Origin of the sequence: Chitinimonas koreensis (assembly GCF_014353015.1) — a bacterium.
Classification (GTDB): domain Bacteria; phylum Pseudomonadota; class Gammaproteobacteria; order Burkholderiales; family Chitinimonadaceae; genus Chitinimonas; species Chitinimonas koreensis.
In genome coordinates this window covers 3,637,258-3,660,566 of sequence record NZ_CP060704.1, presented here as the reverse complement: position 1 = coordinate 3,660,566, position 23,309 = coordinate 3,637,258, and the positions used below count along the sequence as shown (strand labels likewise).

Here is a 23,309-nt window from a genome sequence, read left to right as displayed (position 1 = left end):
AGGCTGTTACGGCCAATCCATGGCCGTGAGCCGAAGGCCGAGCCAAGGCATCGAGGATTACTCGCGGTACTCCTGCCGGCCGTAGCCGGTCAGGCCGAGCAGGCCGCGCACCAGCTGGTAGGCCAGCCAGGGCAGGGCGCGGCGCCACCACGGGCCGGTGTTCAGCGTGGTGTGGGTCACCGCGATCGAATGGCTGTCGATCCGGCTTTGCAGATCGGCGCGCAGCTCGGCCGCCAGCTGCAGGTTGCGCGCCTCGACGTTGGCCTCGCGCGCGGTGAGCAGGCTGAACGGGTCGATATTGGACGAGCCGACGGTCAGCCAATGGCTGTCCACCACCGCCACCTTGGCGTGCATGAAGCCGGCCACGTATTCGTGGATCTCGACCCCGGCGGTCAGCAGCGGCCGGTACAGCACGCGGGTGGCGTAGTGCAGCAGCGGCTGGTCGATCTGCCCCTGCAGCACGATCACCACCCGCACGCCGCGCCGGGCCGCCGCCAGCAGCGCGCGCCGCAGCGTCAGGCCGGGCAGGAAGTAGGCGTTGGCCAGCACGATCTCGTGGCGCGCCTGCGCGATCGCGGCCAGGTAGCTGTGCTCGATGTCGCGGCGATGGCGCAGGTTGTCGCGCCGCGCCAGCCGCGCCGCCATCTCGCCCTGCCGCGCCGGCGCCGGGAAATGCTTGGGCAGGTGCGACCAGTCCTGCTTCAACTGGGTCCAGCAGGTATGGCGCCACTGGATCGCCATGGCGTCGCGCAGGTCGGCCACCAGCGGGCCGAGCACGCGCACCGCGTAGTCGTAGCGCGGCACCTGGGCGCCGGGGTCGTTGAGGTCGTCGATCACGTTGATGCCGCCGGCGAAACCGATCTCGCCGTCGATCACCGCCAGCTTGCGATGCATGCGGCGCAGTCGCTGGCGCCGCAGGCTGGGCAAGAAGCTGCGCGTCTCGGGCCGGAACAGCAGCAGCCGCACGCCGGCGCGCTCGAAGGCGCGGACCAGGTGGGCCGGCAGGTCGCGCGCGCCGAAGCCGTCGAGCAGCAGCGAGACTTTCACCCCGCGCCGCGCCGCTCGCATCAGCCGCGCCGATACCAGCCGGCCGGTCGCATCGGCCTCGTACAGATAGCTTTCGAGCAGGATCTCGGCCCGCGCCGCGTCGATGGCGGCCAGCAGCGCCGGGAAGTATTCGGCGCCGTTGCGCAGCAGGGTCAGCGCGTTACCGTCGCGCCAGCGCATGCGCTTTCTCGTTGCCGAACTTGAATTGGCCGGTCTCGCGCGCCAGCAGCAATTGCAGCGCCGCCGCGTCGAGCCCGGCGGCGCGCGCCAGGAAGCGCGCGGCCTCGCGGCCGGACAGCGTCTTCACCACCCGGCCGTGCTGGCGCAGCTGCACGCTGCCGTTCTTGCAGGCCAGGTAGTCGAACGGGGCGTCGAGCAGTTTGCCGCGCTTGTCCTGCATCAGTGGGCCCTGACGATGGCGGACAGCGGCGCGTGGTCGGACAGGCCCTGCCAGCCCGGCCCGACGTGCACCTGCGCCTGCTGGACCGAGAAGCCGCGCAGGTAGATGCGGTCCAGGGTCAGGATCGGCATGCGCGCCGGGAAGCTGGCGGCGAGCCGGCCGTGGGCGGTGTGGAAGGCCTCGCGCAGACCGAGCGTGTCCTGCAGGTAGCCGCAGGCCTCCTGGCGCCAGTCGTTGAAGTCGCCGGCCACGATCAGCGCGGCTTCGGCCGGGATGTGCGCCTTGGCATAGTCGGCCAGCGCGGCCAGTTGCTGGCGCCGGTCGGCGGCGCGCAGGTTCAGGTGCACGCACAGCGCATGCAGCGGTGTGTCGCGCTCGGGTAGCGCGATCCGGCCGTGCAGGAGGCCGCGCCGCTCGAACGGGTTGAGGCTCAGGTCGTGGTTGTGCCAGTGCTCGATCGGATAGCGGCTCAGCAGCGCATTGCCGTGGTGGCCGCTGCGGTAGTCGGCGTTGCGGCCGTAGACGTGGTGGTGGTCGCCGGCGAGGAAGGCGTGCTGCGGCTGGGACGGCCAGTCGGCATGGCGGCCGGCGCGGTGGCGGTGCTCGCCCTGCACCTCCTGCAGGAATACCAGGTCGGCGGTGAGCCCGCCCAGCGCCTGCTTGAGCGCGGGCAGCACGTGGCGGCGGTTGAAGGCCGACATGCCCTTGTGGATGTTGTAGGTGGCGATCTTGAGCGTGTGTTCCATGGCGGGTCTTCCGGGCGCTTTCGAGGTACGACCGGGCTGGGAGCGGCAAGATTCCGGCGGTTGCGTCGCTTTGATTGTAGAGATTCCTGCGAGCCTGATTGAGGGTGGCTGCGGCGTGCAGAGCTTATCGAACGGCAGGCTTGACGGCTGCAGGGCCGGTGAGGGCAATGGTTTGATCCGCCGGCCCTCACCCCAACCGCTCTCCCGCGCGCGGGAGAGCGGCTTATCGGCGCCCGCATCATTCAAGGAAGGGGCTCAGGCCGCAATTGTTCACTGGTGGGCAATCGGGCCGATGGCCGAGTAGATGCTGCACGTCCCGCCTCATGCTGACGCGCGTCAGCGAGGCTCCCTCTGGCCCACCCCGCAAAGTCCCCGACTTGGCGGGACCCCGGGGCGGCGAGGGCGGGGCGGTGGGATGAAACAGGGGAGGGTCGGTGGCCGAGTACTCACACAATGGCAAGCGCCCGGCTTTGCCGGGCGCCCGCACTACCTTCTCACTCCACGCGGAGGCGTGAAGCGCAACCCGGCCCTCAGAACGGCCAGGCCGGACTGGCCACCGTCATGTCCACCTTGCGCACGCTGCTGTAATCATTGGTGCCGGTATTGGCATAGAACACCGCCGGCTGCGCCGCGAAGCCGAAGGCCGCAACCTGGTTCGCGGCCGCCGCGCCGTAGCGCACGCCCCACAGGTCGAACATCGCCCGCTGGTCGCGCTTGGTGATCCACGACAGCGCCACCAGCAGCGCGTCGTTGCTGCTCATCGACGGCTTCTCGGCGTAGCTGCCGTAGCCGAGCCGCGCCTTGTAGGTCGCCCAGTCGCCGTTGTCGAACAGCCGCTTGTGCAGGTAGAGCAGGGTGACGATGTCCCAGGCCTGCTCGGGCTTGCCGGTGCGCTCCTGCCAGTAGTGCGCCCACTGGGTGTAGAAGGCCATGCGCTCGCCGTTCTGCACCGCGTAGCCGCCGTCGGCCCACAGCGTGTCGTAGACGCCGCCGATCGGGTCGGCCTTGGCGCGGCCCTGCTTGATCAGGTTGAAGGCCGACTGGTAGCGCACCCGGTCGTCCGACAGCTTGACGCCTTCGCTGCGGAAGATCCGCCAGTTCTTGTGCAGCGGGAACATATTGTTCGACACCTCGCCGCTGCGGTCGTCATAGACGCGGAAGGCCTGCAGGTTGTGGCCCAGCTCGTGGCTCTCGCCCCAGCCGCGCGGCGACAGGCCCCAGGTCTGGTCGTAGGGATTGCCCGAGCAGCCGGCGCCGCAGGCGGCGTAGCGGTCGACGTTGATGTGCTGCACGCCCGGCGCGCGGTGGATCGCGGCGTCGGTGCAGTTCCACTGCTCGCTGGCGCAGACCGCCTGCACGCCGGCGCCGAGGCTCTTGCCGGCCACCGGGAAGCCGGCGAACTGGTAGGCGTCCTCGAAGAACAGCTCCTTGAGCTCGGCGAAGTAGCGGTCCAGGTCGTTGTCGTAGTCGTCCTTGAGCACCTTCTTCATCAGGTCGACGCGGCTGTGGATCTCGGCCCCGGCGGTCTTAATCTCGGCCCAGTCGAAGCCGCCGGCGTTCAGCGCCTGCACGAAGGCCGCCTTGTCGCCGCCGTTGGTCAGGTCGAGGAAGGGATGGCGCGCCACGCCGCGGATCTTCAGCGTCACCTTGTCGCCGGCGTTGGCGCCGCTGTACTCCAGCTGCAGCGTGCCGCCGTAGGGCGTGACCAGGTCGATCGCGCTGCCCTTGGTCAGCGTCACGGCCGGGCTGGCCAGGTAGCGCGGCCGGTCGTACTGCGACGGGTTCCACAGCCGGGTCGAGCCGCCGCGCTGGGTATTGAAGCGCAGCGCGACGCTGGCGCTGCCCGAAGTCAGCTCGACGCGCAGCGGCTTGCCCGGTACGGCGAAGCGGCCCAGCGCGGTGAAGCCGCTGGCGGCCGGCAGCGTGACGGTCAGGCTTTCGTCCGCCGTGCTGGTCGTCAGCGACTGGGCGCCGGTGCCCTGGAAGCTGCCGAGGTCGGGCTGGCTGCCGCCGATCTTGCGCACGTAGCCGACCCAGGCATCGGCCGCGGCGGCCTGCTGGAAGGCGACCGGCGCGGTGGTCTTGTCGAGCGGGTAGTGCAGCTTGCGGCGGGTGACGTCGGCCCACAGCGCCAAGAGGCGCAGCAGCGTGGTATCGGGGCTGGCGAACAGGTCGCGGCCGGCGCGGTTGTAGCTGTCGAACTGCTGGCGCAGCGCCTCGACCGGCTTGATCAGCTCGGCCTGCAGGCCGGGCACCGCGTCGCAGTTGGTCGAGCCGACGTTGCTGGTGCAGCGGCTCCAGTCGTAGTCGCTGCGCAGCGTGCCCTTGGCGATCCGGTTCAGCAGCGGCAGCACCGCGCCGAGCTGCGAGCCGGCGGCCAGGTTGGCGGCTGCGCCGCGGCCGGCGCCGACGGCATCCTGGTCGAAGTAGTTGCCGGCGTAGGGGCCGAGCTCCAGGCCCATGGCGCCCAGCATGGCGCGGCCCGAGTCGCTGTCGCCCCACGTATTGGTGTGCAGGTAGAGCACCGGCTTGCCGGCGCGCAGATAGCTGCGGATGGTGCCGCCCAGCTGGGCCGACATCGCCACTTCGCTGTTCACCACCACCAGTTGCGCGCCCATGCCGCAATCGAGGCTGGCCACCGGGTCGCAGCCCAGGCTGTTCACCGCGATGCCGGCGCGGGCCATGCCCTCGGCGGCGCGCGCCTTGTCGAAGCCGGCCCAGGCTACCGCCAGCGGCGAGGGCAGCGCCTCGTCGAGCCGGTCGCCGAGCGCCAGCCAGCCCACCAGGCGCTTGAAGGCCGGCATGTGGGCGGTGTTGCTGCCGCTGCGGAACTGATCGATCACGTTGACGCCGTAGCCGGCCGCGCGGCCGCCCTCGGCGATGCTGATGCTGGCCAGCTGGCGGCCCTTGTCGCCGACGATGAAGGGCTGGGCGGTCTCGGCGTTGGCGGGCGAGATCCACTGGCTGTTGCGTGTCGGCTGGTAATCGAGCACCACGCCGCTGGCGAGCTTGCCCAGCCGCGTCTGCTGGCTGGTTTCGAGGCTCTGGGCGTGGCTCTGCGCGCGGATCGCGATGGCGGCCGGGTCGCTGAGGCCGGCCGGATCGCCGCTGATCAGCGCGGCGGCGATCGGGTCGGCCGGCGTCGGGGTCGGCGTGGGCGTCGGGGTCGGTGTCGGGGTTGGCGTCGGAGTGGGGCTGGGCCGCGGGGTGGGCGTCGGGGTGGTGCCGGAGCCGGGCGTCGAGCCGCCGCTGTCTCCGCCACCGCCGCCGCAGCCGGCCAGCGCCGCGACCAGCAGCGCGGTGAGCAGGTGTTGCCGCATGTTTTCTTATCCCTTGTTGTCGGGCCCGTCCGCACGGGCCTCGGCCGCGGCGGGCACCGGCTGGGCCGTCGCGGGCGGCGAATATTAGCATTGCATGAATGCTGTGGTCATATTTCCGGGCTGCCCAAGGTCGGCCAGACGATGGGCGGTCGGGAGCTCGGCCGCGATCCGGCTCGGCCATGGCGGGCGGCGGCGCCTGCCGCCGGGTGTGGATAAGCGGGTCAGCGCTGCGGCAGCGTCGCCGCGGCTGCGCCGAGCAGCGCGCGCAGCTGGTCCACGATCCTGGCGGTCTTGTCCGGCTCGAACGCCTTGATCGCCGGCGTATGGATATGGCCGACCGGCAGCCTGGCGACGCCGAGCGCATCGCGCAGGCGCACGCTGCGGTAGGAGATCTCGTTGCTGAGGTAGCCGCCGCCGCTGCCCTCGACCGCGATCTTGCCGCGCAGCGCGGCCAGGCTGTCGGCGCTGAGCTGGGTATCGGGCACGACCGTTACCTGGCGGTTGTCGTTGACCCGGTAGGGCGCCTGCACCGCCAGCATGGCGGCCGCCGGCAGCGAGAATTCGACGAATTCGGGCCCGTCGATCGGTCGGCCGTCGAGCAGCGGCGGCCGCGGGTCGTCGCGGCTGGCGCCGGACGGCACGTTCAGATTGTCCGGCACGCGCGCTTCGGTCGAGCGGCGCCGGCCGGGGAAGCGTTCGAGGTCGAACCCGGTGCGGCCCATGCTGACGGTGGCCACCAGGTCGACCTGCGGCTTGCCGTTCTTGCCGCGCATCCAGGGCGAGAGCAGGCGCTCGACCATGCCGGCGTCGAAGTCGGCGTAGCGCACCGGGAACATCGCTGTCTCGATGCGGGCGCGGCGGCCGTCGAACTCGATCTCCTCGCCGTCGAGCAGCAGCGCGTTCACGCCCGAGGGATTGCTCTGGTCGAGGTTGCGGTCGAGCAGGAAAGGGTCGAAGCCGGTGACCAGGATGCGCAGGGTCTTGCGGTCGGCGCCGAAATCGACCTCGTCCATGCCGCGGCTGGCCTGCTCGAGCGCATCGAGCGCGGCGGCGCGGTCGGCGGCGAAGATCGGGAAGCCGGGCGGCTGCTCGCGCAGCGTGCGGGTCAGCGCCAGCCGGCCCAGTACAGCGGCCGGTCGTCGAAGTCGCCGCGCTGGCGGATGCCGGCCTTGGCGCCGAGCCATAGCCGGCGGCCGTATTCGCGCGCCAGCGCCTGCGCCTCGCGGGCGTCGCGCGCCTTCGACCAGTCGTGGCCGAAGTCGCCGACCAGGCCGGCGAAGGCGTCGATCACCGCCGGCATGGCGGCCGCGGCGCGCGGCAGGCGCTCCTCTTCCACCGTCGCGCGGGCGGGCAGGGCGAGGGCGGCGGCCAGCAGCAAGGGCAGGGAAGGGCTCATGGCGGTGCTCCGGCAAAAGGGGAAGCCCGGATTGTCGCCGCCGTGCCGGCCGGCTTGCAAACGCCGGCGGCAGCCGCGATGCTTGCGCACCCGGCGCCTGCCCGGCCCGGCAAAAGACCAGAACAGACGAGGAGCAGACATGTCAGCCGTGCGTCCCTACCGCCCGCTCGCCCAGGTGCGCGCCGTGGGCGGCCCCTACGTCGACCAGGTGGTGGCCGACTTCCGCGCGCTGCCGCCCGAGGTCGCCGCCCAGCCGCGCTACCAGGAGGCGCGCGCGCTGGCCGAGCAGTGCGACGAGCTCGACTGGCGCCAGCTGTTCACGCTCGAACTGTGGGTGCTGCAGCTGATGCCGCTGTACCAGCTCGAGCAGCGCGCGGCGGTGCTCGGCGAGATCTTCGCCAGGCCGCCGTCGCCGCGGCCGCTGCCGGACGAGGACGATTACGCGGAACGCCTGCGCGCCTGGGCGCTCAATCTGCAATCGGAACGGCAGTGGGTGTTCCGCAAGAACCTGCTGCTCGAGCAGGAGGGCTGGCGCCTGCGCCGCCGCCTGGTCGAGACCTGGCTGGCGGTCAGCGTGGCCGCGCTGCTGCTGGGATGGGTCACGGTGCTGCTGGGCTGGGGCGGCGTCGGCGTGCTGGCGCTGGCCGGCTGGCTCGGCGTCACCGGCGCCTACGTCAGCATCGCCCGCCGCATCCAGTCGGGCAGCGCCACCCGGCCCGGCGAGAGCAGCCGCGGCACCGCCTTCGGCAACCTGTGCGCGCTCGACGTCGGCCAGGACACGCTGGTGCAGGCCATGCTGTTCGGCGGCGTGTTCGCCTGGATCGGCTATGGCCTCCTGGCCAGCGGCCTGCTCGGCCACCTGCTCGACGGTGGCCTCAACAGCGCGCTGTTGCCGCAGTTCTCGATCGTCGGCCTCGGCACGGCCGGCCTCGAGCTCGGCTGGCCGCAGCCGGCCGGCGAGCGCGAGCTGGTCAAGCTGGCGGTGTGGTGCTTCGTGTTCGGCTTCGCCGAGCGGCTGGTGCCCGGCGTGCTCGACAAGCTGTCGGGCAAGCTCAACAAGGATCGCGACCGCGGTTAGCGGCGCGTCGATTTTCCGCCGCGGCATGAACTGCGCGGTACGCGGCCGGCTCCAAGCCGGCCGCATGCGTTGGAGGGCAAGAATTTGGACAAGAAAATGGGTGTGCTGGCGCTGCTGAGCGCCGGCGCGATGGCGGCCGGGCCGCCGGACCTGGCGCAATGCCGCGCCATCGAGGCCGCCGCGGCGCGGCTCGCCTGCTACGACGCGCTGGCGACCCAGGCGGTGGCCCGCGCCGGCGAGCCGGCGGTGGTGGCCGAACCGCCGCCGCCGGTCCAGGTGGTGGCGGCGCGGCCCGACGCGGTGACCATCAAGCCGGGCTGGCTCGACCGCAGCTGGGAGATGGGCACGGCCGACCGCAGCGACACCTTCTCGATGCACGCCTACCGCTCCAACTACCTGCTGCCGCTGTTCTACACCACGCGGCCCAACGGCCACCCGGGCAGCCCGGCGCCGGACCGCACGGTCAGCGACGGCCTGTCGCTGCAGCGCACCGACGCCAAGTTCCAGATCAGCCTCAAGACCAAGGTGATCGACGGCCTGTTCGACGGCAACGGCGACCTGTGGCTGGCCTACACCCAGAACTCGCGCTGGCAGCTCTACGACGGCCAGACCTCGCGGCCGTTCCGCGAGACCAACTACGAGCCCGAGGGCATGCTGGTGTTCCGCACCGACTACGACCTGCTGGGCTGGCAGGGCCGGCTGCTGTCGTTCGGTTTCAACCACCAGTCCAACGGCCGCTCGCTGCCGCTGTCGCGCAGCTGGAACCGGCTGACCATGGGCGTGGGGCTGGAGAAGGGCGACTGGACGCTGATGCTGCGGCCGTGGTGGCGCGCCAGCGAGGGGCATTCGGACGACAACCCGGACATCTCCGACTACGTCGGCCGCGGCGAACTGGCGCTGGTGCGGCGCTTCGACCGGCAGTGGCTGTCGCTGGCCGTGCGCCATTCGCTGCGCGGCGGCGAGCGTTCGCACGGCTCGCTGCGGGCCGACTGGGCCTTCCCGCTGCTGCCCGAGAACGGCAAGCTGCGTGCGCATCTGCAGTGGTTCAGCGGCTACGGCGAGAGCCTGATCGACTACAACCACCGCGGCAATTACCTCGGCATCGGACTGTCGCTGGCCGAAGGCGATTGAGCCGGGCGGGAGCCGCCGGACGGCGAATGCGACAAAGCCCGGCTTCGGCCGGGCTTTGTGCTGGGATTCATTCCTGCGGCTGTTTCCCCGCCCGCTCTCCGATCTTGCCTTCGCGCCCGCTGAGCAGGTTCACCAGATTGCGCTTGTGGCGCTGGATCAGCAGCGCCGCGATCGCCAGTACCGCGCCGAACAGCGCCGGCCGGTCGGGATTGAGCAGGTGGCAGGCGATCGGCGCGGCGACCGCCGCCAGGATCGCCGCCAGCGAGGAGATGCGGGTGGCAGCCGCCACCAGCAGCCAGGCCGCCAGCACGGCGAGGCCGAGCCGCCAGTCGAGCACGAACAGCACGCCGGCGGCGGTCGCCACGCCCTTGCCGCCCTTGAAGCCGAAGAACAGCGGCCACATATGGCCGACCACCACCGCCAGCGCCACCGCCGCCAGCCAGACGTCGTCGAGCCCGGCCAGCCGCGCCAGCGCCACGATCAGCACGCCCTTGAGCGTGTCGCCGAGCAGGGTCATCACGGCGGCCTTCTTCTTGCCGGAGCGCAGCACGTTGGTGGCGCCGGGATTGCCCGAGCCGTAGGAGCGCGGATCGGCCATCTTCAGGGCACGGCTCACGATCACGGCGAAGGACAGCGATCCGACCAGGTAGGCGGCGATCGTGAGGGCCAGCGGCAGGGTGTAGGACGGCATGCGGCGATTTCCACTACAATGGACAGCCTCGAATTCTAAGCCGTATGCGGCTCCCGGCTCTAGCAAGCAAGCGCTGGAGCACCGGGGCGCATCGAAATCCCCCGCCCGCATGGACATCATCTACCTACATGGCGTGAAGGCCCGCACGCTGATCGGCGTGTACGACTGGGAGCGCGTCGCGCCGCAAGTGGTCGAGATCGACCTTGAGCTGGGCATTCCCAGCGCCCGCGCCTGCCAGACCGACGACCTGGCCGACACCATCAACTACGCCGAAGTGGTCGACCGCCTGCGCGGGGTGCTGGCCGAGCAGCACTTCCTGCTGCTGGAGCGGCTGGCCGAGCATATCGCGCAGGACCTGATGGGCGCCTTCGGCGCGCCGTGGATCCGCGTCTCGGTGACCAAGCTCGGCATCCTGCACGAGGTCGGCCGCGTCGGCGTCACGGTCGAACGCGGCCATCGCGGCGGCTGAACCGTCCCGGCCGCAGGGCCGCCCGAACGAAAAAACGCTCGCTGGAAAGCGAGCGTTTTTCATTTCCGGTCCGGCATGGCGGTGCGGCCATGCCGGCCGCACCGTCATTCCTTCTCGAACCAGGCCATCGATTCGACGTGGCCGGTATGCGGGAACATGTTCACCACCCCGGCCGCCTTCAGCGTGTAGCCCTTCACGTGCACCAGCACGTTGGCGTCGCGCGCCAGCGTGGCCGGGTTGCAGCTGACGTAGACGATGCGCCTGGGGCCGTGCTCGGCCGAGATCGACTTGCACACCTCCATCGCGCCGTCGCGCGGCGGGTCGATCAGCATGCGGTCGAAGTGGCCGAGGCCGGCCATGATCTCCTCGGTCATCTCGAACAGGTTGGCGACCTGGAATTCGGTACGCTCGGCCAGGCCGTTCTTCAGCGCGCCTTCGCGCGCGCGCTCGACCAGCTGCTTGCTGCCCTCGATGCCGAGCACGCTGGCGCCCAGGCGGGCGATCGGCAGCGTGAAGTTGCCGAGGCCGCAGAACAGGTCGGCCACCCGCTCGCCCGGCTGCGGATCGAGCAGCCGCAGCGCCCGGCCGACCAGCACGCGGTTGATGTGCGGGTTCACCTGGGTGAATTCGGTCGGCTTGTACGGCATCACCACGTCGAATTCCGGCAGGCTGTAGGTCAGCGCCGGCGCGTCGAGCGGGTGGAAGGGGTAGGCGGTCTCCGGCCCTTGGGCTGCAGCCAGAACTGCACCGCGTGACGGTCGGCGAAGGCGCGCACCAGCTCCTCGTCGGCCGGCGTCAGGGGTTCCATCACGCGCAGCACCAGCACGTCGACCGCGTCGCCGACCGCCAGCTCGACCTGCGGCATGCGCTCGCGGATCGACAGGTTCATCACCAGCTCGCGCAGCGGCAGCAGGAGGTCGGAAATCTTCTTCGGCAGGATCTCGCACGACTGCATGTCGGCGATGAAGCTCGAGCGCTTCTCGTGGAAACCGACCAGCACCGTGCCCTTCTTGGCCACGTAGCGCGCCGACAGCCGGGCGCGGTGGCGGTAGCCCCAGGTCGGGCCGTAGATCGGCGCCAGCAGCGTCTGGGCGCGCACGTTGCCGATGCGGTTCAGGTTGTCCTCGAGCACGCGTTGCTTGGCCGCCACCTGGGCGCTGGCGTCGACGTGCTGCATCGAGCAGCCGCCGCACACGCCGAAGTGCTGGCACTTGGGCCGCACGCGCATGAAGCTTTCGCGCAGGATCGCGACCGCCTGGGCGTTCTCGAAGCCGGGCTTCTTGCGGTAGCTCGAATATTCGACGCGCTCGAAGGGCAGGGCGCCGTCGATGAACACGGTCTTGCCGTCGACGTGGGCGACGCCGTGGCCCTCGAAGTCGAGCGATTCGATGATGGCGACGGGATTGCGGCGGGGTTCGGTCATGGCGGCCAGGCGATCGGGGAAAAAAGCCCGCGATTATAAGTGCTTGCAGCCGCCCGGCACAAAAAATGAGGCCGACGCAAAGGGGTGGCGTCGGCCTGTAAGTCAGGCGGCGCGGAGCCGCCTTCGAGGGAGAGCGTGTTCGGTTCGAACTGATGCCAGTTATAGCGCGATTTATGCTGATTGCAAATCTGTTGTCATGCCGTCCGTCGCCTCGCCGGTCGGCATGACCCTTTATCGGCGTTGAATCTGGGCGGTTTGCGGATGATGGGATCTGTGGATGCCGGCGCGGTGTCCGATCGATCAATGGACTTATCCACAGGAGGGCGGGCGATGGACGGACTGCGACTCTTCCTGGCGCTCTGGCCCGACGAGGCGCTGCGCGCGCGACTGGCCGATGCCTCGCAGACGCTGCACGCGGCCTGCGGCGGCCGCCGGCTGAAGCCGGCCACGCTGCATCTGACGCTGTGCTTCCTCGGCGATACGCCGCTCGAGCGCGTGCCGGACATCTGCCATGCGCTCGAGTCGATCGCCATGCCCGATCTGCGGCTGCGCCTGACGCGCTTCGGCCACTGGGCGCCGGGCATCGGCTGGATCGGTCCGCACGGCACGCCGGCCGGGCTGGCGGCGCTGGTGGCCGAGATCCGCAGCCGGCTCGACCGCGCCGGCATCGCCTACGACCGCCGGCCGTTCCGGCCGCACCTCACGCTGCTGCGCCAGGCCGGCCGCCCCTTGCAGCTGCCGCCGGCGCCGTCGCTCGACTGGAGCGCCGACGGCTTCGAGCTGATCGAGTCGATGCCGGGGCCGGCCGGCCCGGACTACCGGCTGCGCCAGCGCTTCCCGGCCTGACCTCCTGTCGCGCCGGTCCGACTTTTTGTCGTGCCGGAGCGGCCGGCTATTGAAGTTTTATCCGAATGTACCGATATTCGAGTCAAGGCCGATTGATCAGTGTGTGCCTCGGGCACAGGAGGGTAGTGGGATGATCACCGTCTTTGACATGGCCTCGGGCGAGCAGGACATCGCCTGGCAGGAACCGGCAGAGCAAGCGCAGCCGCAGCACGAAGCACCGCGGCGCGAAGTGGCGCTTCGCCTGTTGACCGTCGACGAAGCGCTGCGCGAGGAAAGGGCTCGCTTAGGCTAGCTTGGCCGCCAGCGCCGTCGCCGCCTTCGACGCCGGCGCCCGGCCCAGCTGGGCGTTGATGTAACGCCCGGCTGCGGCCAGTTTTTCCAGATCCACCCCGGTCTCGATGCCGAGACCGTTCAGCAGATACACCACGTCTTCCGTCGCGACATTGCCGCTGGCGCCCTTGGCATACGGGCAGCCGCCCAGTCCGGCCGCCGAGCTGTCGACCGTCGCCACACCCATCTCCAGCACCGCGTAGAGATTCGCCAGCGCCTGGCCCCAGGTGTCGTGGAAGTGCGCCGCCAGCCGCTCGACCGGCACCGCCTGCGCCACCGCCTCGATCATCGCGCGCGCCTTGGCCGGCGTGCCGACGCCGATGGTGTCGCCGAGCGAAACCTCGTAGCAGCCCATCTCGTACAGCGCCTTGGCGACCCGCACCACGTCGGCCAGCGGCACCTCGCCCTGGTAGGGGCAGCCCAGCACGCAGGAAACGTAGCCGCGCACGGCCACGCCGTCGGCGCGGGCGGCGGCCAGCACCGGCTCGAAGCGCTCGAGGCTCTCGGCGATCGAGCAATTGATGTTCTTCTGCGAGAACGCCTCGGAGGCGGCGGCGAACACCGCGATCTCGTCGGCGCCGGCCGCGCGCGCGGCCTCGTAGCCCTTCATGTTCGGCACCAGCACCGGGTAGCGCACGCCGGCGCGGCGCCGCAGCCCGCGCATCACCTCGGCATGGTCGGCCATCTGCGGCACCCACTTGGGCGAGACGAAAGCCGTGGCCTCGATCACCTGCAGGCCGGCGTCGGCGAGCTGGTCGATGAAGGCCAGCTTGACCTCGGTGCCGACCGGCGTCTTCTCGTTCTGCAGGCCGTCGCGCGGGCCGACTTCGACGATCTTGACCTGGGTGGGGAATGCCATTGCCTGTCTCCTGCCTGGGGTTCGGATGCGCTGGGCCGGAATGCCCGTCGCGGTGGTTGCGATGCCGACCTCAAGCATAGTCGGCAGTTCATATGTGACGCTAACGTAAACGTAATTCAAGTGCCGGCAAAAAGGCCGCGTCCGTCAGGATCGCGGCCTTGCGCTCACCAGGGTACGTCGACCTTGCCTTCGCTCGCTTCGGGCTTGGCCTGCGGGGCCGGCGCGGGGGCTGCGACCGGGGCGCCGACTTCGCCCATTTCTCCGCCGAGCGCCTCGATCACCGCGGCCAGCAGGCCACGGCCTTCGAGCACCAGCAGCGTCAGGCTGGTGTCGAACAGCGCGGCGGCGTCCTCGGCGTCCGATTCCTTCAGCTGGTCCTGCAGCAGGTCGAGGAATTGCAGGCGCTTGATCTGCAGCTTCTCGGTCAGCACGAAGGCGATGCGGTCGTCCCACGACAGCGCCAGCTGCACCACCATCTTGCCGCTCTTGAGGTGCAGCTTCACCTCGTCGGAATTCAGGTCGTGGCGGCGGCAGGTGACCTGGGCGCCGCCTTCGCCGGGCGCCTTCAGCACGCAGTCGGCGTCGATGGTGAAATTGCTCGGCGCATTGTGGTCGAGCCAGGTGCTCATGGCGGTGACCGGATCGAGCTGGGTCTGCGCCAGCTTGGTCGGCAGCGAACCCAGCGTCTCGCGCAGGAACTGCACCAGCAGCTCGGCCTTGGCCGGCGTGGCGCTGTCGACCCAGATCCAGCCGGCCTCGGGATCGATCAGCGCGCGCAGCACGCGCGAGCGCGAGAAGGCGCGCGGCAGCAATTCCTCGGCGATGCGCTCGCGGATCTCCTTGGCTTCCTTCTTGCCGACCTTGCGCAATTCCTTGGACTCGATGTCGGCGATGCGCTCCTCGGCGGCTTCCTTGACCACGCTCGAGGGCAGCAGCTTTTCCTCGGTCTTGAGGGCGATCAGCACGGCGCCCGAATTGGCGTAGGCGAAGATGTCGGGCGCGTGCGCCGCCGGCGCGATCCAGCCGGCCGTCAGCCGGTCGAGCGAGCCGGCCGGCACGAAGCTGCGCTTCTTCAGCTCGGCGTCGAGCGTGGCGAGGTCGATCTTGGCGAGGTCGGTGATGCGATAGGGCTGGAGATTCTTGAACCACATGGCGGGTGTTCCGGTGAAGCGGGGGAATGGGCGCGGATTGTAGTCGATCCGTCGCCGGTCCGGCGCGGCCGGTTGCGCCGCGACGCCGGCGTCTTTGATAGGGATTCTCATTCATGCGACAATCAAGGCTTCGTTTCGCCACTGCCGGAGTCGTCCCGATGAAGTTCCGCCCCCTTCTGCTCGCCACCGTGCTGGCCGCCGCGCTGCCGGCCCTGGCCGAGGAAGTGACCGTCTATTCGGCCCGTATCGAAGCCCTGATCAAGCCGCTGTTCGACGCCTTCACGCGCGATACCGGGGTGCAGGTGCGCTTCGTCACCGGCCAGGAAGGCCCGCTGATGGAGCGGCTCAAGGCCGAGGGCGCCAATACGCCGGCCGACATCCTGCTGACGGTCGACGCCGGCAACCTGTGGCAGGCCGAGCAGCAGGGCCTGCTCAAGCCGATCAAGTCGGCGCTGCTCGACGCCAACGTGCCGCCGCACCTGCGCGATCCGGCCGGCGCCTGGTACGGCCTGTCGGTGCGTGCCCGCACCGTGTTCTTCAACAAGAACCGGGTCAAGCCGGGCGAATTGTCGACCTACGAGGACCTGGCCAGCCCGAAGTGGAAGAACCGGCTGTGCCTGCGCACCTCGAAGAAGGTCTACAACCAGTCGCTGGTCGGCACCATGATCGTGCGTCTGGGCGAGGCCAAGACCGAGCAGGTCGTGCGCGGCTGGGTCGCCAACCTGGCGGCCGATCCGTTCTCCGACGACACCATGATGCTCAAGGCCATGGCGGCCGGGCAGTGCGACGTCGGCATCGCCAACACCTATTACTTCGGTCGGCTGGTCGACAAGGACCCGAAGCTGCCGATCGGCGTGTTCTGGCCCAACCAGCAGACCAGCGGCGTGCACGTCAACATCTCGGGCGCCGGCGTGACGCGCCATGCCAAGAACGAGAAGGGAGCGGTCAAGCTGCTCGAATGGCTGTCAAGCGAGAAGGCGCAGCGCCTGTACGCCGACCAGAACATGGAATACCCGGTCAACCCGCGCGTCCAGCCCGACCCGAAGGTCGCCGCCTGGGGCGATTTCAAGCACGACTACATCAACGTGGCCAAGGCCGGTGAACTGCAGGCCGCCGCGGTCAAGTTGATGGATCGCGCCGGCTACCGTTGAGTGCCTGTTGTCCGTGCATTTGCGGGGATCGATCGGCGGAGCCGGGCGCTCAAGGGAAGTAAGCGCTCGATCGCTGGCGCTCCCTTGATTCACTCCGACTCCCCCGCCCTCGCCGCCGCTGGGATCCCCGCAAAGTCGAAGACTTTGTGGGGTGGTCCAGGGGGAGCCTCGCTTCGCCCCAGAGTGGTGCTTTCAACCGCATGCGGATCACATCCTTGAGCTACTGACAGGTCGAACTCATCCAAGCCGACGAGCGCTGCGCGCGTTCGTCGGCCTTGCCGTTCATATGCCCTCCGACATCGCCTCTTCGCTGACCACCCCGAAATCGCCGCCGGCCTGGCGGCGCGGCCGCCTGCACCTGGGCGAGCCGGCGCTGGCCTGGGCGATCGCGGCCATCACGCTGGTGCCGCTGGCGGTGGTGCTGCTGAGCCTGCTCGAGCCGCAGACCGACATCTGGGCCCACCTCGGCGAGTACGTGCTGCCGCGCCTCTTGGCCAACACCGCCTGGCTGATCGCCGGCGTGGCGGTCGGCACGCTGGTGCTCGGCGTGTCGCTGGCCTGGCTGACCGCCGTCTACGACTTCCCCGGCCGCCGCCATTTCGCCTGGATGCTGGCGCTGCCGCTGGCCATGCCGGCCTATGTGCTGGCCTTCGTGCAGATCGGCCTGTACGACTTCACCGGCCCGCTGCAGACGCTGCTGCGCGACTGGTTCGGCGATTCGCGCTGGTTCCCCGACATCCGCGCGCGCGGCGGCGTGATCCTGACGCTGACCTTCGCGCTCTATCCCTACGTCTACCTGCTGGCGCGCAACGCCTTCCTGACCCAGGGCCATCGCGCGCTCGAGGCGGCGCAGTCGCTCGGCCTGAGCCGGCGGCAGGGATTCTGGCGGGTGGCGCTGCCGATGGCGCGGCCCTGGCTGGTCGGCGGCCTGACGCTGGCGCTGATGGAATGCCTGGCCGATTTCGGCACGGTGGCCACCTTCAACTACGACACATTCACCACCGCCATCTACAAGGCCTGGTTCGCGCTGTTCAACCTCAAGGCCGCTTCGCAGCTCGCTTCGCTGCTGGTGCTGGCGGTGCTGGCGCTGGCGCTGTTCGAGCAGCGCGTGCGCGGCGACAAGCGCTATACCGCCGCCGGCCGCGGCGGCCAGGCGCGGCCCGATCGGCTGGCCGGCTGGCGCAGCGCGCTGGCGGTCGTCGCCTGCCTGCTGGTGCTGGCGCTGGCATTCTTCGTGCCGCTGCTGCAGTTGCTGCTATGGGCGCGCAGCGTGGCGGCCGAGCAGCTCGATCTGCGCTACCTCGGCTTCGTCGGCCGCTCGTTGCTGCTGTCGGCCAGCGCGGCGCTGGGCCTGGTATTGCTGGCCGTCGGCCTGGCCTACGCGGTGCGTCGGCGCGGCGACCTGGCCAGCCGGCTGGCGGCGCGGCTGGCCACGCTGGGCTACGCGGTGCCGGGCACGGTGCTGGCGGTCGGCGTGTTCATCCCGATCGCCTGGCTCGACAACCGGCTGATGGATGCAGTGCGCGCGCTCGGCCTGGGCCAGCCGACGCAGATCCTGCAGGGCACGCTGGCGGTGATGCTGCTGGCCTACTCGGCGCGCTTCCTGGCGGTGGCCTTCGAGCCCACCCAGTCGGCCATGCAGCGCATCACCGCGAGCCAGGAGGAAGCGGCTGCCTCGATGGGCCTGGGCCGTCGTGCGATCCTGCGCCGCATCCACCTGCCGATGCTGCGCGGCGGCCTGTTCACCGCGGCGCTGATGGTGTTCGTCGATGTGATGAAGGAAATGCCGATCACGCTGATGACCCGGCCGTTCGGCTGGGACACGCTGGCGGTACGGGTATTCGAGATGACCAGCGAGGGGCAGTGGGAAATGGCTGCGCTGCCCTCGCTGGCCATCGTGCTGGCCGGCCTGGTCCCGGTGATCCTGCTGGCACGGGAAACGGAGAAACGTTCGTGAGCGAGATTCTGCTGGCGCTCGACCAGGTCGGCGTCGCCTATGGCGAGCGCACGGTGCTCGAGTCGCTGTCCTTCGGCCTTGCCGCCGGCGAGATCGGCTGCCTGCTCGGCCCGTCCGGCTGCGGCAAGACCACGGCGCTGCGCGCGATCGCCGGCTTCGAGCCGATCCGCGCCGGCCGCATCCGCCTCGGCGCCGACCTGGTCGCCAGCGCGGAGGCGCAGTGGCCGCCGCAGCGGCGCGGCATCGGCATGGTGTTCCAGGACTACGCGCTGTTCCCGCACCTGACGGTGCGCGGCAACGTCGCCTTCGGCCTGGGCAAGCTGCCGCGCGCCGAGCGCGAGCGCCGCGTCGCCGAGCTGCTCGACGTGGTCGGCCTGGCCGGCCATGCCGACGACTACACCCATGCCTTGTCGGGCGGCCAGCAGCAGCGCGTGGCGCTGGCGCGCGCGCTGGCGCCGTCGCCGCGGCTGCTGCTGCTCGACGAGCCGTTCTCGAATCTCGACGTGGAATTGCGCGAGCGGCTGTCGCACGAGGTGCGCGACATCCTCAAGGCGCGCGGCACCACCGCGCTGCTGGTCACCCACGACCAGCACGAGGCCTTCGCGCTGGCCGACCGCATCGGCGTGATGCAAGGCGGCCGGCTGTGCCAGTGGGACCGCGCCTATGCGCTCTACCACGAGCCGGCCAGCCGCTTCGTCGCCGATTTCGTCGGCGAGGGCGCCTTTCTCGATGCACGCGTGGTGGCGCCGGGCGAGCTCGAATTCGAACTGGGCCGACGCAGTTGCCATGGCGCGCGGGAACATGCGCCGGGCCGGGCGATGCAGGTGCTGCTGCGGCCCGACGACATCCTGCACGACGATGCCAGCGGCCTGCGTGCGCGGGTGGTCAAGAAGGCCTTCCGCGGCGCCCAGTTCCTCTACACGCTGGCGCTGCCCTCGGGCGCGACGGTGCTGAGCCTGGTGCCGAGCCATCACGACCATGCGATCGGCGAGGCCATCGGCATCCGGCTCGAGATCGACCACGTCATCGCCTTCGTCTGATCGCCGGTCCTTGAATGCAAACAGCCGCCGGTGGGAGCCGGCGGCTGTATTGCGTGCGAGGCGGGGCTGTTACGGGTTCAGGTATTGCCGCACAGCTGCGCCTGCAGGTAGTTCTGGTAGCCGATCTGCTCGATCAGGCCGAGATTGGTCTCGAGCCAGTCGATGTGTTCCTCTTCGCTTTCGAGGATGTCCTCGAGCAGTTCGCGGCTGATGTAATCGTGCACCTTCTCGGCGTAGGCGATCGCTTCCTTGAGCAGCGGCACGGCTTCCATCTCGAGCTTCAGGTCGCACTCGAACGCTTCCTTCACGTTCTCGCCGATGTAGATCTTGCCGAGCTCCTGCAGGTTGGGCAGGCCTTCGAGGAACAGGATGCGCTCGATCAGCCGGTCGGCATGCTTCATCTCGTCGATCGACTCGTGGTACTCGTGCTCGTTGAGTTCCTTGAAGCCCCAGTTCTTGAACATGCGCGCATGCAGGAAGTACTGGTTGATCGCGCTGAGCTCGTTCTTGAGCGCGGCGTTGAGATAGCTGATGACCTTCTTGTCGCCCTTCATGATTCGCCTCCTTGCTTGCCGGTATTCGATGCCAAAGACTAGAAGCGACTAAAGCCGCCCTTAACCAACCTAGCGTAGCCAGAGTGGTCGGGGACGGCAAGCGAAATCGCGGCAGGGCGCGGTTCAGGCGGGCATCAGCGTAATGCAGGCTCCAGTCTTCAGGCTGCCCCGTTCGGCCTTGCTTTGCAGCAGCAGCGCACGCGCATCGGGCGCGCACTTGCCGCAGCAGCCGGCGACGCCGAGCTCCATGCGCAGCTCGCGCATGCTGTCGCAGCCGTCATGTACGGCATGGCGGATTTGCTTGTCGGTGACGGCGTTGCAGATGCAAACGTACATGGCGGGCAAAGGGCAATGAGAATCCGTAAAGAATGATATGGATTCTCATTTTGATACGCAAGTATTTGTTTGCACTGGCACGTAAAAAGAATCCGGAAGCCGGCCCGGAAAGCAGAACGCCCACCGCGAAGGGTGGGCGTTGCATGGGGCTGTCGCGGACTTCAGCCGGCGCGCAACATCGCGCCCGGGCTCGATTCGAGCCAGCGCTTGATGCGGTTGGCGTCGCCGATGCGGGTCATCCGGCCGGCCGAGTCGAGCAGCACGATGACGACCGGCGTGTCGTTGATGGTGGCCTGCATCACCAGGCATTTGCCGGCTTCGTTGATGTAGCCGGTCTTGGAGACGCCGATCTCCCAATCCTGGTTCTTCACCAGCGGATTGGTATTGCGGAACTGGTACTCGCGGCCGTTGACGCTGGAAACGAAGGTGTACGACTCGCTGGTCGAGAACGAACGGATTTCCGGGTAATGGTGGGCCGATTGCACCAGCCGGATCAGATCGTCGGCGGTCGACACGTTGGCGCTGTTGAGCCCGGTCGGGTCGGCGAAGTTCGAACGCTGCATGCCGAGCGCCTGGGCGGTGCGGTTCATGCGCGCGACGAAGTTGGCCAGCCCGCCCGGCGCGGTGCGGCCCAGCGCGTGGGCCGCACGGTTCTCGGACGACATCAGCGCCAGGTGCATCATCTCGCCGCGGCTCAGCGTGGTGCCGACCAGGAGACGCGAGCTCGAATTCTTCAGCGTGTCGACGTCTTCCTCGGTCACCGTGATCGGCTCGTCGAGCGGCAGGTGCATGTCGAGCACCACGATGGCCGTCATCAGCTTGGTGATCGAGGCGATCGGCGCGATCGAACGGGCGTTCTTCTCGTAGATGCGCTCGCCGGACAGGGCGTTCACCACCACCGCGGCGCTCGAGTAGAGCGCCGGCTGGTCGAGCGTCGAGGACAGGGCGGACACGCGCGTGACGTGCGCGCCGCGCGAGACGCCGCGCTTGGCGTAGGCCAGCTGCTGGCTGCGCTTGATCTTCTGCTGGACGAGCTTGCTGCGCTTGATCTTGACGACCTTGGCGACGCGGACCGTGCGGGCGCGCTTCTGCGCCTTGGTGGACTGGCTGGCCGTGGCCTTCTTGCCGGATTTGGCGGCTTCGGCCTGCATCGGCAGGGCCACCAGCGCGATCGAGGTGAACAGGCCGAGCAGCGCGGAGAGGCGGAACCTCATGAGGCGTCTCCGGTGGGAGGTGCTAAGGGAATATTGCGATAATACATAAGCGTTAGGTGAAAATCCAAGCAAATCAGTGATTAAGTCCGGCTTGATCAAGTACTGCCTGAGCATGCCGCACCACGGCCCGATGATTTGGGTGCAATCCGTGAGTACAAGCAAGCTCAGCCGTATACGCCGATGTTTCGCAAATATTACCCAAAACCCTTGGCCCAACCGGCCTTTCCAAGCCATGTTGCGTTGCATCGAGCGGCGCTTGTGTGGGGCGCATACCCGTGCCTAAAATGCTGACGCGCTTGATTTTGCTGCGATGCAGCAAAGCAACCGACCGACCAAGAACGAGACGGAGACAGCATTGAGCCAGCATTCCAGCGCGCGCCCATTCGACGCGACGCGTTCCGAGGATTTCCTGAAGTCGCTTACCGAGGCCAACCGTAAGTTGTTCGAAAACCTGGTGGGCGGAAGTTCTGCCGCGGCGCCGGCCGGCGCCTACGGCGCGTTCGAGCAGCTGATGCAGGGCCTGGTGGGCAACGCGCACCAGCTGATGGGCGTGCAAGGCGCCTATTACAAGCAGCAGATGGACCTGTGGATGGGCCTCCTGGGCGGCGGCCAGCAGGCCGCGGCCAAGCCCGATCGCCGCTTCGTCGCGCCCGAGTGGGCCGAATACCCGTTCTTCGATTACGTGAAGCAGCACTACCTGCTGACCTCCAAGTGGCTGACCGAGCTGGTCGACGGCGTGCCGATGGACGAGCCGACGCGCGAGAAGGTCGGCTTCTATACCCAGCAGTTCATCGACGCGATGTCGCCGGCCAACTTCGCCATGCTGAACCCCGAGGTGATCAAGCTGGCGATCGACAGCAAGGGCGAGAGCCTGGCCGAGGGCATGAAGAAGCTGGCGGCCGACATGGAGAAGGGCCATATCTCGATGACCGACGAATCGAAATTCGCGGTCGGCGAGAACCTGGCGGTGACGCCCGGCACGGTGGTGTTCCAGAGCGAGCTGTTCCAACTGATCCAGTACACCCCGACCACCGAGCAGGTCTACGAGCGGCCGCTCTTGATCGTGCCGCCGGCGGTGAACAAGTACTACCTGATGGACCTGCAGCCCGAGAACTCGATGGTTCGCCACTTCGTGGCCCAGGGCTACACGGTGTTCATGATCTCCTGGCGCAGCATCACGCCCGAACTGGGCAAGCTCGGCTGGGACGACTACGTCGAGCACGGCGTGATCAAGGCGGCCGAGGTGGTGCGCGAGATCGGCAAGCAGGACAAGGTCAACGTGCTCGGCTTCTGCATCGGCGGCGTGATCCTGTCGACCGCGCTGGCGGTGATGAAGGCGCGCGAACTCGACTGGTTCGAGAGCGTGACCTTCATGACTTCGCTGATCGACCATACCGAACCAGGCGAGATCAAGCAGTTCGTCGACGCCGAACTGGTGCGCGCACGCGAGGCCAAGCTGGCCGAGGGCGGCGTGATCAGCGGCAAGGAGCTGGCGCGCGCGTTCTCGATGCTGCGCGCCAACGACCTGATCTGGAACTACGTGGTCAACAACTACCTCAAGGGCAAGACCCCGCCGCCGTTCGATCTCCTGTACTGGAACAACGACTCGGCCAACCTGCCGCTGCCGATGCACACCTTCTTCCTGCGCCAGATGTACCTGGAGAACAACCTGGCCAAGCCGGGCGCGATGAAGGTCTGCGGCGTGCCGGTCGACGTGGCGGAGTACGACTGGCCGATCTATATCTTTGCCGCGCGCGAGGACCATATCGTGCCGTGGACCTCGGCCTACCGCGGCACCCAGCTGCTGAAGAACGCGCAGGTGCGCTTCGTGCTCGGCGCCTCGGGCCATATCGCTGGCTCGATCAATCCGGTGACCGCCAACAAGCGCAACTACTGGGTCGGCGAGGCGCAACCTGAATCGGCCGACGAGTGGCTGGCCGGCGCCGAGAGCCGTCCCGGCAGCTGGTGGCAAGACTGGGACCAGTGGCTCGCGCCGCGCTCGGGCAAGCGCATCGCGGCGCCCAAGGCGGCCGGCAACCGCAAGCACAAGGCGATCGAACCGGCGCCGGGCAGCTACGTCAAAGCCCGCTAGGAAGCCGCCGCGCGCATAATTTCAGGATTCAACGAGGGCCGGCCGGCCCCGATACCAACCGTCCTTATCAAGGACGCC

Annotated in this window: 23 protein-coding genes; 9 read left to right on the top strand and 14 right to left on the bottom strand. The window is 68.8% G+C overall.

The features are described 5' to 3' along the window. Positions 1-57: 57 nt before the first annotated feature. From clsB to H9L41_RS15155, 6 genes are all read right to left on the bottom strand, one after another. On the bottom strand, positions 58-1,227 hold the full coding sequence (gene clsB / locus H9L41_RS15180; RefSeq protein WP_028444539.1) for a cardiolipin synthase ClsB: 1,170 nt from the start codon (positions 1,225-1,227) through the stop codon (positions 58-60). Next, entirely contained in the window at positions 1,208-1,447 is a 240-nt protein-coding gene (locus H9L41_RS15175; protein ID WP_028444538.1) for a hypothetical protein, read from the bottom strand. Before H9L41_RS15175 ends, clsB begins: the two co-directional genes overlap by 20 nt. Further along, on the bottom strand, positions 1,447-2,193 hold the full coding sequence (locus H9L41_RS15170) for an endonuclease/exonuclease/phosphatase family protein (protein ID WP_028444537.1): 747 nt from the start codon (positions 2,191-2,193) through the stop codon (positions 1,447-1,449). Before H9L41_RS15170 ends, H9L41_RS15175 begins: the two co-directional genes overlap by 1 nt. Positions 2,194-2,723: 530 nt before the next feature. After that, positions 2,724-5,513, bottom strand: coding sequence for an ImpA family metalloprotease (locus H9L41_RS15165; protein ID WP_051318638.1), 2,790 nt, complete (start codon positions 5,511-5,513; stop codon positions 2,724-2,726). A gap of 221 nt (positions 5,514-5,734) precedes the next feature. After that, the gene (locus tag H9L41_RS15160) at positions 5,735-6,697 is read right to left on the bottom strand and encodes a PA0049 C-terminal domain-containing protein (RefSeq protein ID WP_187523445.1); all 963 of its coding nucleotides are present in this window, start codon (positions 6,695-6,697) and stop codon (positions 5,735-5,737) included. Next, positions 6,619-6,909: a PA0049 family protein gene (locus H9L41_RS15155; RefSeq protein WP_187523444.1), complete on the bottom strand. Its 291-nt coding sequence runs from the start codon at positions 6,907-6,909 to the stop codon at positions 6,619-6,621. Before H9L41_RS15155 ends, H9L41_RS15160 begins: the two co-directional genes overlap by 79 nt. A 139-nt stretch (positions 6,910-7,048) precedes the next feature. Between H9L41_RS15155 and H9L41_RS15150 the strand changes: the two genes are divergently transcribed. After that, positions 7,049-7,987 (top strand): hypothetical protein, encoded by a 939-nt coding sequence (locus H9L41_RS15150; protein ID WP_028444534.1) that lies wholly within the window; start codon positions 7,049-7,051, stop codon positions 7,985-7,987. Positions 7,988-8,071: 84 nt separating this feature from the next. After that, positions 8,072-9,118: a phospholipase A gene (locus H9L41_RS15145; protein ID WP_028444533.1), complete on the top strand. Its 1,047-nt coding sequence runs from the start codon at positions 8,072-8,074 to the stop codon at positions 9,116-9,118. Between the two features lie 67 nt (positions 9,119-9,185). Here H9L41_RS15145 and plsY read toward each other — a convergent pair whose 3' ends face one another. Further along, on the bottom strand, positions 9,186-9,809 hold the full coding sequence (gene plsY, locus H9L41_RS15140) for a glycerol-3-phosphate 1-O-acyltransferase PlsY (protein ID WP_034605867.1): 624 nt from the start codon (positions 9,807-9,809) through the stop codon (positions 9,186-9,188). Between the two features lie 109 nt (positions 9,810-9,918). On the opposite strand from plsY, the gene folB reads away from it, so the two are divergent. Next, a complete protein-coding gene (gene folB, locus H9L41_RS15135; protein ID WP_028444531.1) occupies positions 9,919-10,278 on the top strand; it encodes a dihydroneopterin aldolase in 360 nt (119 codons plus the stop codon). Positions 10,279-10,382: 104 nt separating this feature from the next. Here the strand turns inward: folB and H9L41_RS25820 are convergent, their stop codons facing one another. Both H9L41_RS25820 and H9L41_RS25815 read right to left on the bottom strand, forming a co-directional pair. Next, positions 10,383-10,925: a methyltransferase domain-containing protein gene (locus H9L41_RS25820; protein WP_308419670.1), complete on the bottom strand. Its 543-nt coding sequence runs from the start codon at positions 10,923-10,925 to the stop codon at positions 10,383-10,385. Positions 10,926-10,954: 29 nt separating this feature from the next. After that, entirely contained in the window at positions 10,955-11,701 is a 747-nt protein-coding gene (locus H9L41_RS25815; RefSeq protein ID WP_308419523.1) for a TRAM domain-containing protein, read from the bottom strand. Between the two features lie 330 nt (positions 11,702-12,031). Here H9L41_RS25815 and thpR point away from each other — a divergent pair, with 330 nt between their 5' ends. Beyond that, complete coding sequence (gene thpR / locus H9L41_RS15125; RefSeq protein WP_051318637.1) at positions 12,032-12,547, top strand: RNA 2',3'-cyclic phosphodiesterase; 516 nt, start codon at positions 12,032-12,034, stop codon at positions 12,545-12,547. Between the two features lie 130 nt (positions 12,548-12,677). Continuing rightward, positions 12,678-12,839 carry a hypothetical protein gene (locus H9L41_RS15120; RefSeq protein WP_157461783.1) on the top strand — a complete coding sequence of 54 codons (162 nt, stop codon included), beginning with the start codon at positions 12,678-12,680 and terminating at the stop codon, positions 12,837-12,839. On the opposite strand, the gene H9L41_RS15115 is transcribed toward H9L41_RS15120, so the two are convergent. Both H9L41_RS15115 and H9L41_RS15110 read right to left on the bottom strand, forming a co-directional pair. After that, positions 12,831-13,736 (bottom strand): hydroxymethylglutaryl-CoA lyase, encoded by a 906-nt coding sequence (locus H9L41_RS15115; protein ID WP_028444529.1) that lies wholly within the window; start codon positions 13,734-13,736, stop codon positions 12,831-12,833. The two genes, H9L41_RS15120 and H9L41_RS15115, sit on opposite strands and share 9 nt — an antisense overlap. A gap of 164 nt (positions 13,737-13,900) precedes the next feature. Further along, positions 13,901-14,887 (bottom strand): recombination-associated protein RdgC, encoded by a 987-nt coding sequence (locus H9L41_RS15110; RefSeq protein WP_187523443.1) that lies wholly within the window; start codon positions 14,885-14,887, stop codon positions 13,901-13,903. A gap of 158 nt (positions 14,888-15,045) precedes the next feature. Between H9L41_RS15110 and H9L41_RS15105 the strand changes: the two genes are divergently transcribed. The 3 genes from H9L41_RS15105 (at position 15,046) to H9L41_RS15095 (ending at position 19,035) form a co-directional block, all read left to right on the top strand. Further along, positions 15,046-16,038: a Fe(3+) ABC transporter substrate-binding protein gene (locus tag H9L41_RS15105; protein WP_028444527.1), complete on the top strand. Its 993-nt coding sequence runs from the start codon at positions 15,046-15,048 to the stop codon at positions 16,036-16,038. 286 nt (positions 16,039-16,324) lie between these two features. Beyond that, positions 16,325-17,995 carry an ABC transporter permease gene (locus H9L41_RS15100; RefSeq protein ID WP_084299693.1) on the top strand — a complete coding sequence of 557 codons (1,671 nt, stop codon included), beginning with the start codon at positions 16,325-16,327 and terminating at the stop codon, positions 17,993-17,995. Then, positions 17,992-19,035 carry an ABC transporter ATP-binding protein gene (locus H9L41_RS15095; protein WP_187523442.1) on the top strand — a complete coding sequence of 348 codons (1,044 nt, stop codon included), beginning with the start codon at positions 17,992-17,994 and terminating at the stop codon, positions 19,033-19,035. Before H9L41_RS15100 ends, H9L41_RS15095 begins: the two co-directional genes overlap by 4 nt. Before the next feature lie 77 nt (positions 19,036-19,112). Here H9L41_RS15095 and bfr read toward each other — a convergent pair whose 3' ends face one another. From bfr to H9L41_RS15080, 3 genes are all read right to left on the bottom strand, one after another. Next, on the bottom strand, positions 19,113-19,589 hold the full coding sequence (bfr, locus tag H9L41_RS15090) for a bacterioferritin (RefSeq protein ID WP_028444525.1): 477 nt from the start codon (positions 19,587-19,589) through the stop codon (positions 19,113-19,115). Between the two features lie 123 nt (positions 19,590-19,712). After that, on the bottom strand, positions 19,713-19,925 hold the full coding sequence (locus H9L41_RS15085; RefSeq protein ID WP_034605866.1) for a bacterioferritin-associated ferredoxin: 213 nt from the start codon (positions 19,923-19,925) through the stop codon (positions 19,713-19,715). A gap of 161 nt (positions 19,926-20,086) precedes the next feature. Then, a complete protein-coding gene (locus tag H9L41_RS15080; protein WP_034605865.1) occupies positions 20,087-21,139 on the bottom strand; it encodes a D-alanyl-D-alanine carboxypeptidase family protein in 1,053 nt (350 codons plus the stop codon). Positions 21,140-21,494: 355 nt separating this feature from the next. Between H9L41_RS15080 and H9L41_RS15075 the strand changes: the two genes are divergently transcribed. Beyond that, positions 21,495-23,231, top strand: a complete 1,737-nt coding sequence (locus H9L41_RS15075) for a PHA/PHB synthase family protein (protein ID WP_051318635.1) — start codon at positions 21,495-21,497, stop codon at positions 23,229-23,231. The last annotated feature ends 78 nt before the right edge of the window (positions 23,232-23,309 follow it).

Bases quoted from the DNA above. Each gene is read 5' to 3' on its own strand.
- clsB (WP_028444539.1), bottom strand. From the start codon at position 1,227: ATGCGCTGGCGCGACGGTAACGCGCTGACCCTGCTGCGCAACGGCGCC.
- H9L41_RS15175 (WP_028444538.1), bottom strand. From the start codon at position 1,447: ATGCAGGACAAGCGCGGCAAACTGCTCGACGCCCCGTTCGACTACCTG.
- H9L41_RS15170 (WP_028444537.1), bottom strand. From the start codon at position 2,193: ATGGAACACACGCTCAAGATCGCCACCTACAACATCCACAAGGGCATG.
- H9L41_RS15165 (WP_051318638.1), bottom strand. From the start codon at position 5,513: ATGCGGCAACACCTGCTCACCGCGCTGCTGGTCGCGGCGCTGGCCGGC.
- H9L41_RS15160 (WP_187523445.1), bottom strand. From the start codon at position 6,697: ATGGCTCGGCGCCAAGGCCGGCATCCGCCAGCGCGGCGACTTCGACGA.
- H9L41_RS15155 (WP_187523444.1), bottom strand. From the start codon at position 6,909: ATGAGCCCTTCCCTGCCCTTGCTGCTGGCCGCCGCCCTCGCCCTGCCC.
- H9L41_RS15150 (WP_028444534.1), top strand. From the start codon at position 7,049: ATGTCAGCCGTGCGTCCCTACCGCCCGCTCGCCCAGGTGCGCGCCGTG.
- plsY (WP_034605867.1), bottom strand. From the start codon at position 9,809: ATGCCGTCCTACACCCTGCCGCTGGCCCTCACGATCGCCGCCTACCTG.
- folB (WP_028444531.1), top strand. From the start codon at position 9,919: ATGGACATCATCTACCTACATGGCGTGAAGGCCCGCACGCTGATCGGC.
- H9L41_RS25820 (WP_308419670.1), bottom strand. From the start codon at position 10,925: ATGCCGTACAAGCCGACCGAATTCACCCAGGTGAACCCGCACATCAAC.
- H9L41_RS25815 (WP_308419523.1), bottom strand. From the start codon at position 11,701: ATGACCGAACCCCGCCGCAATCCCGTCGCCATCATCGAATCGCTCGAC.
- thpR (WP_051318637.1), top strand. From the start codon at position 12,032: ATGGACGGACTGCGACTCTTCCTGGCGCTCTGGCCCGACGAGGCGCTG.
- H9L41_RS15120 (WP_157461783.1), top strand. From the start codon at position 12,678: ATGATCACCGTCTTTGACATGGCCTCGGGCGAGCAGGACATCGCCTGG.
- H9L41_RS15115 (WP_028444529.1), bottom strand. From the start codon at position 13,736: ATGGCATTCCCCACCCAGGTCAAGATCGTCGAAGTCGGCCCGCGCGAC.
- H9L41_RS15110 (WP_187523443.1), bottom strand. From the start codon at position 14,887: ATGTGGTTCAAGAATCTCCAGCCCTATCGCATCACCGACCTCGCCAAG.
- H9L41_RS15105 (WP_028444527.1), top strand. From the start codon at position 15,046: ATGAAGTTCCGCCCCCTTCTGCTCGCCACCGTGCTGGCCGCCGCGCTG.
- H9L41_RS15100 (WP_084299693.1), top strand. From the start codon at position 16,325: ATGCCCTCCGACATCGCCTCTTCGCTGACCACCCCGAAATCGCCGCCG.
- bfr (WP_028444525.1), bottom strand. From the start codon at position 19,589: ATGAAGGGCGACAAGAAGGTCATCAGCTATCTCAACGCCGCGCTCAAG.
- H9L41_RS15085 (WP_034605866.1), bottom strand. From the start codon at position 19,925: ATGTACGTTTGCATCTGCAACGCCGTCACCGACAAGCAAATCCGCCAT.
- H9L41_RS15080 (WP_034605865.1), bottom strand. From the start codon at position 21,139: ATGAGGTTCCGCCTCTCCGCGCTGCTCGGCCTGTTCACCTCGATCGCG.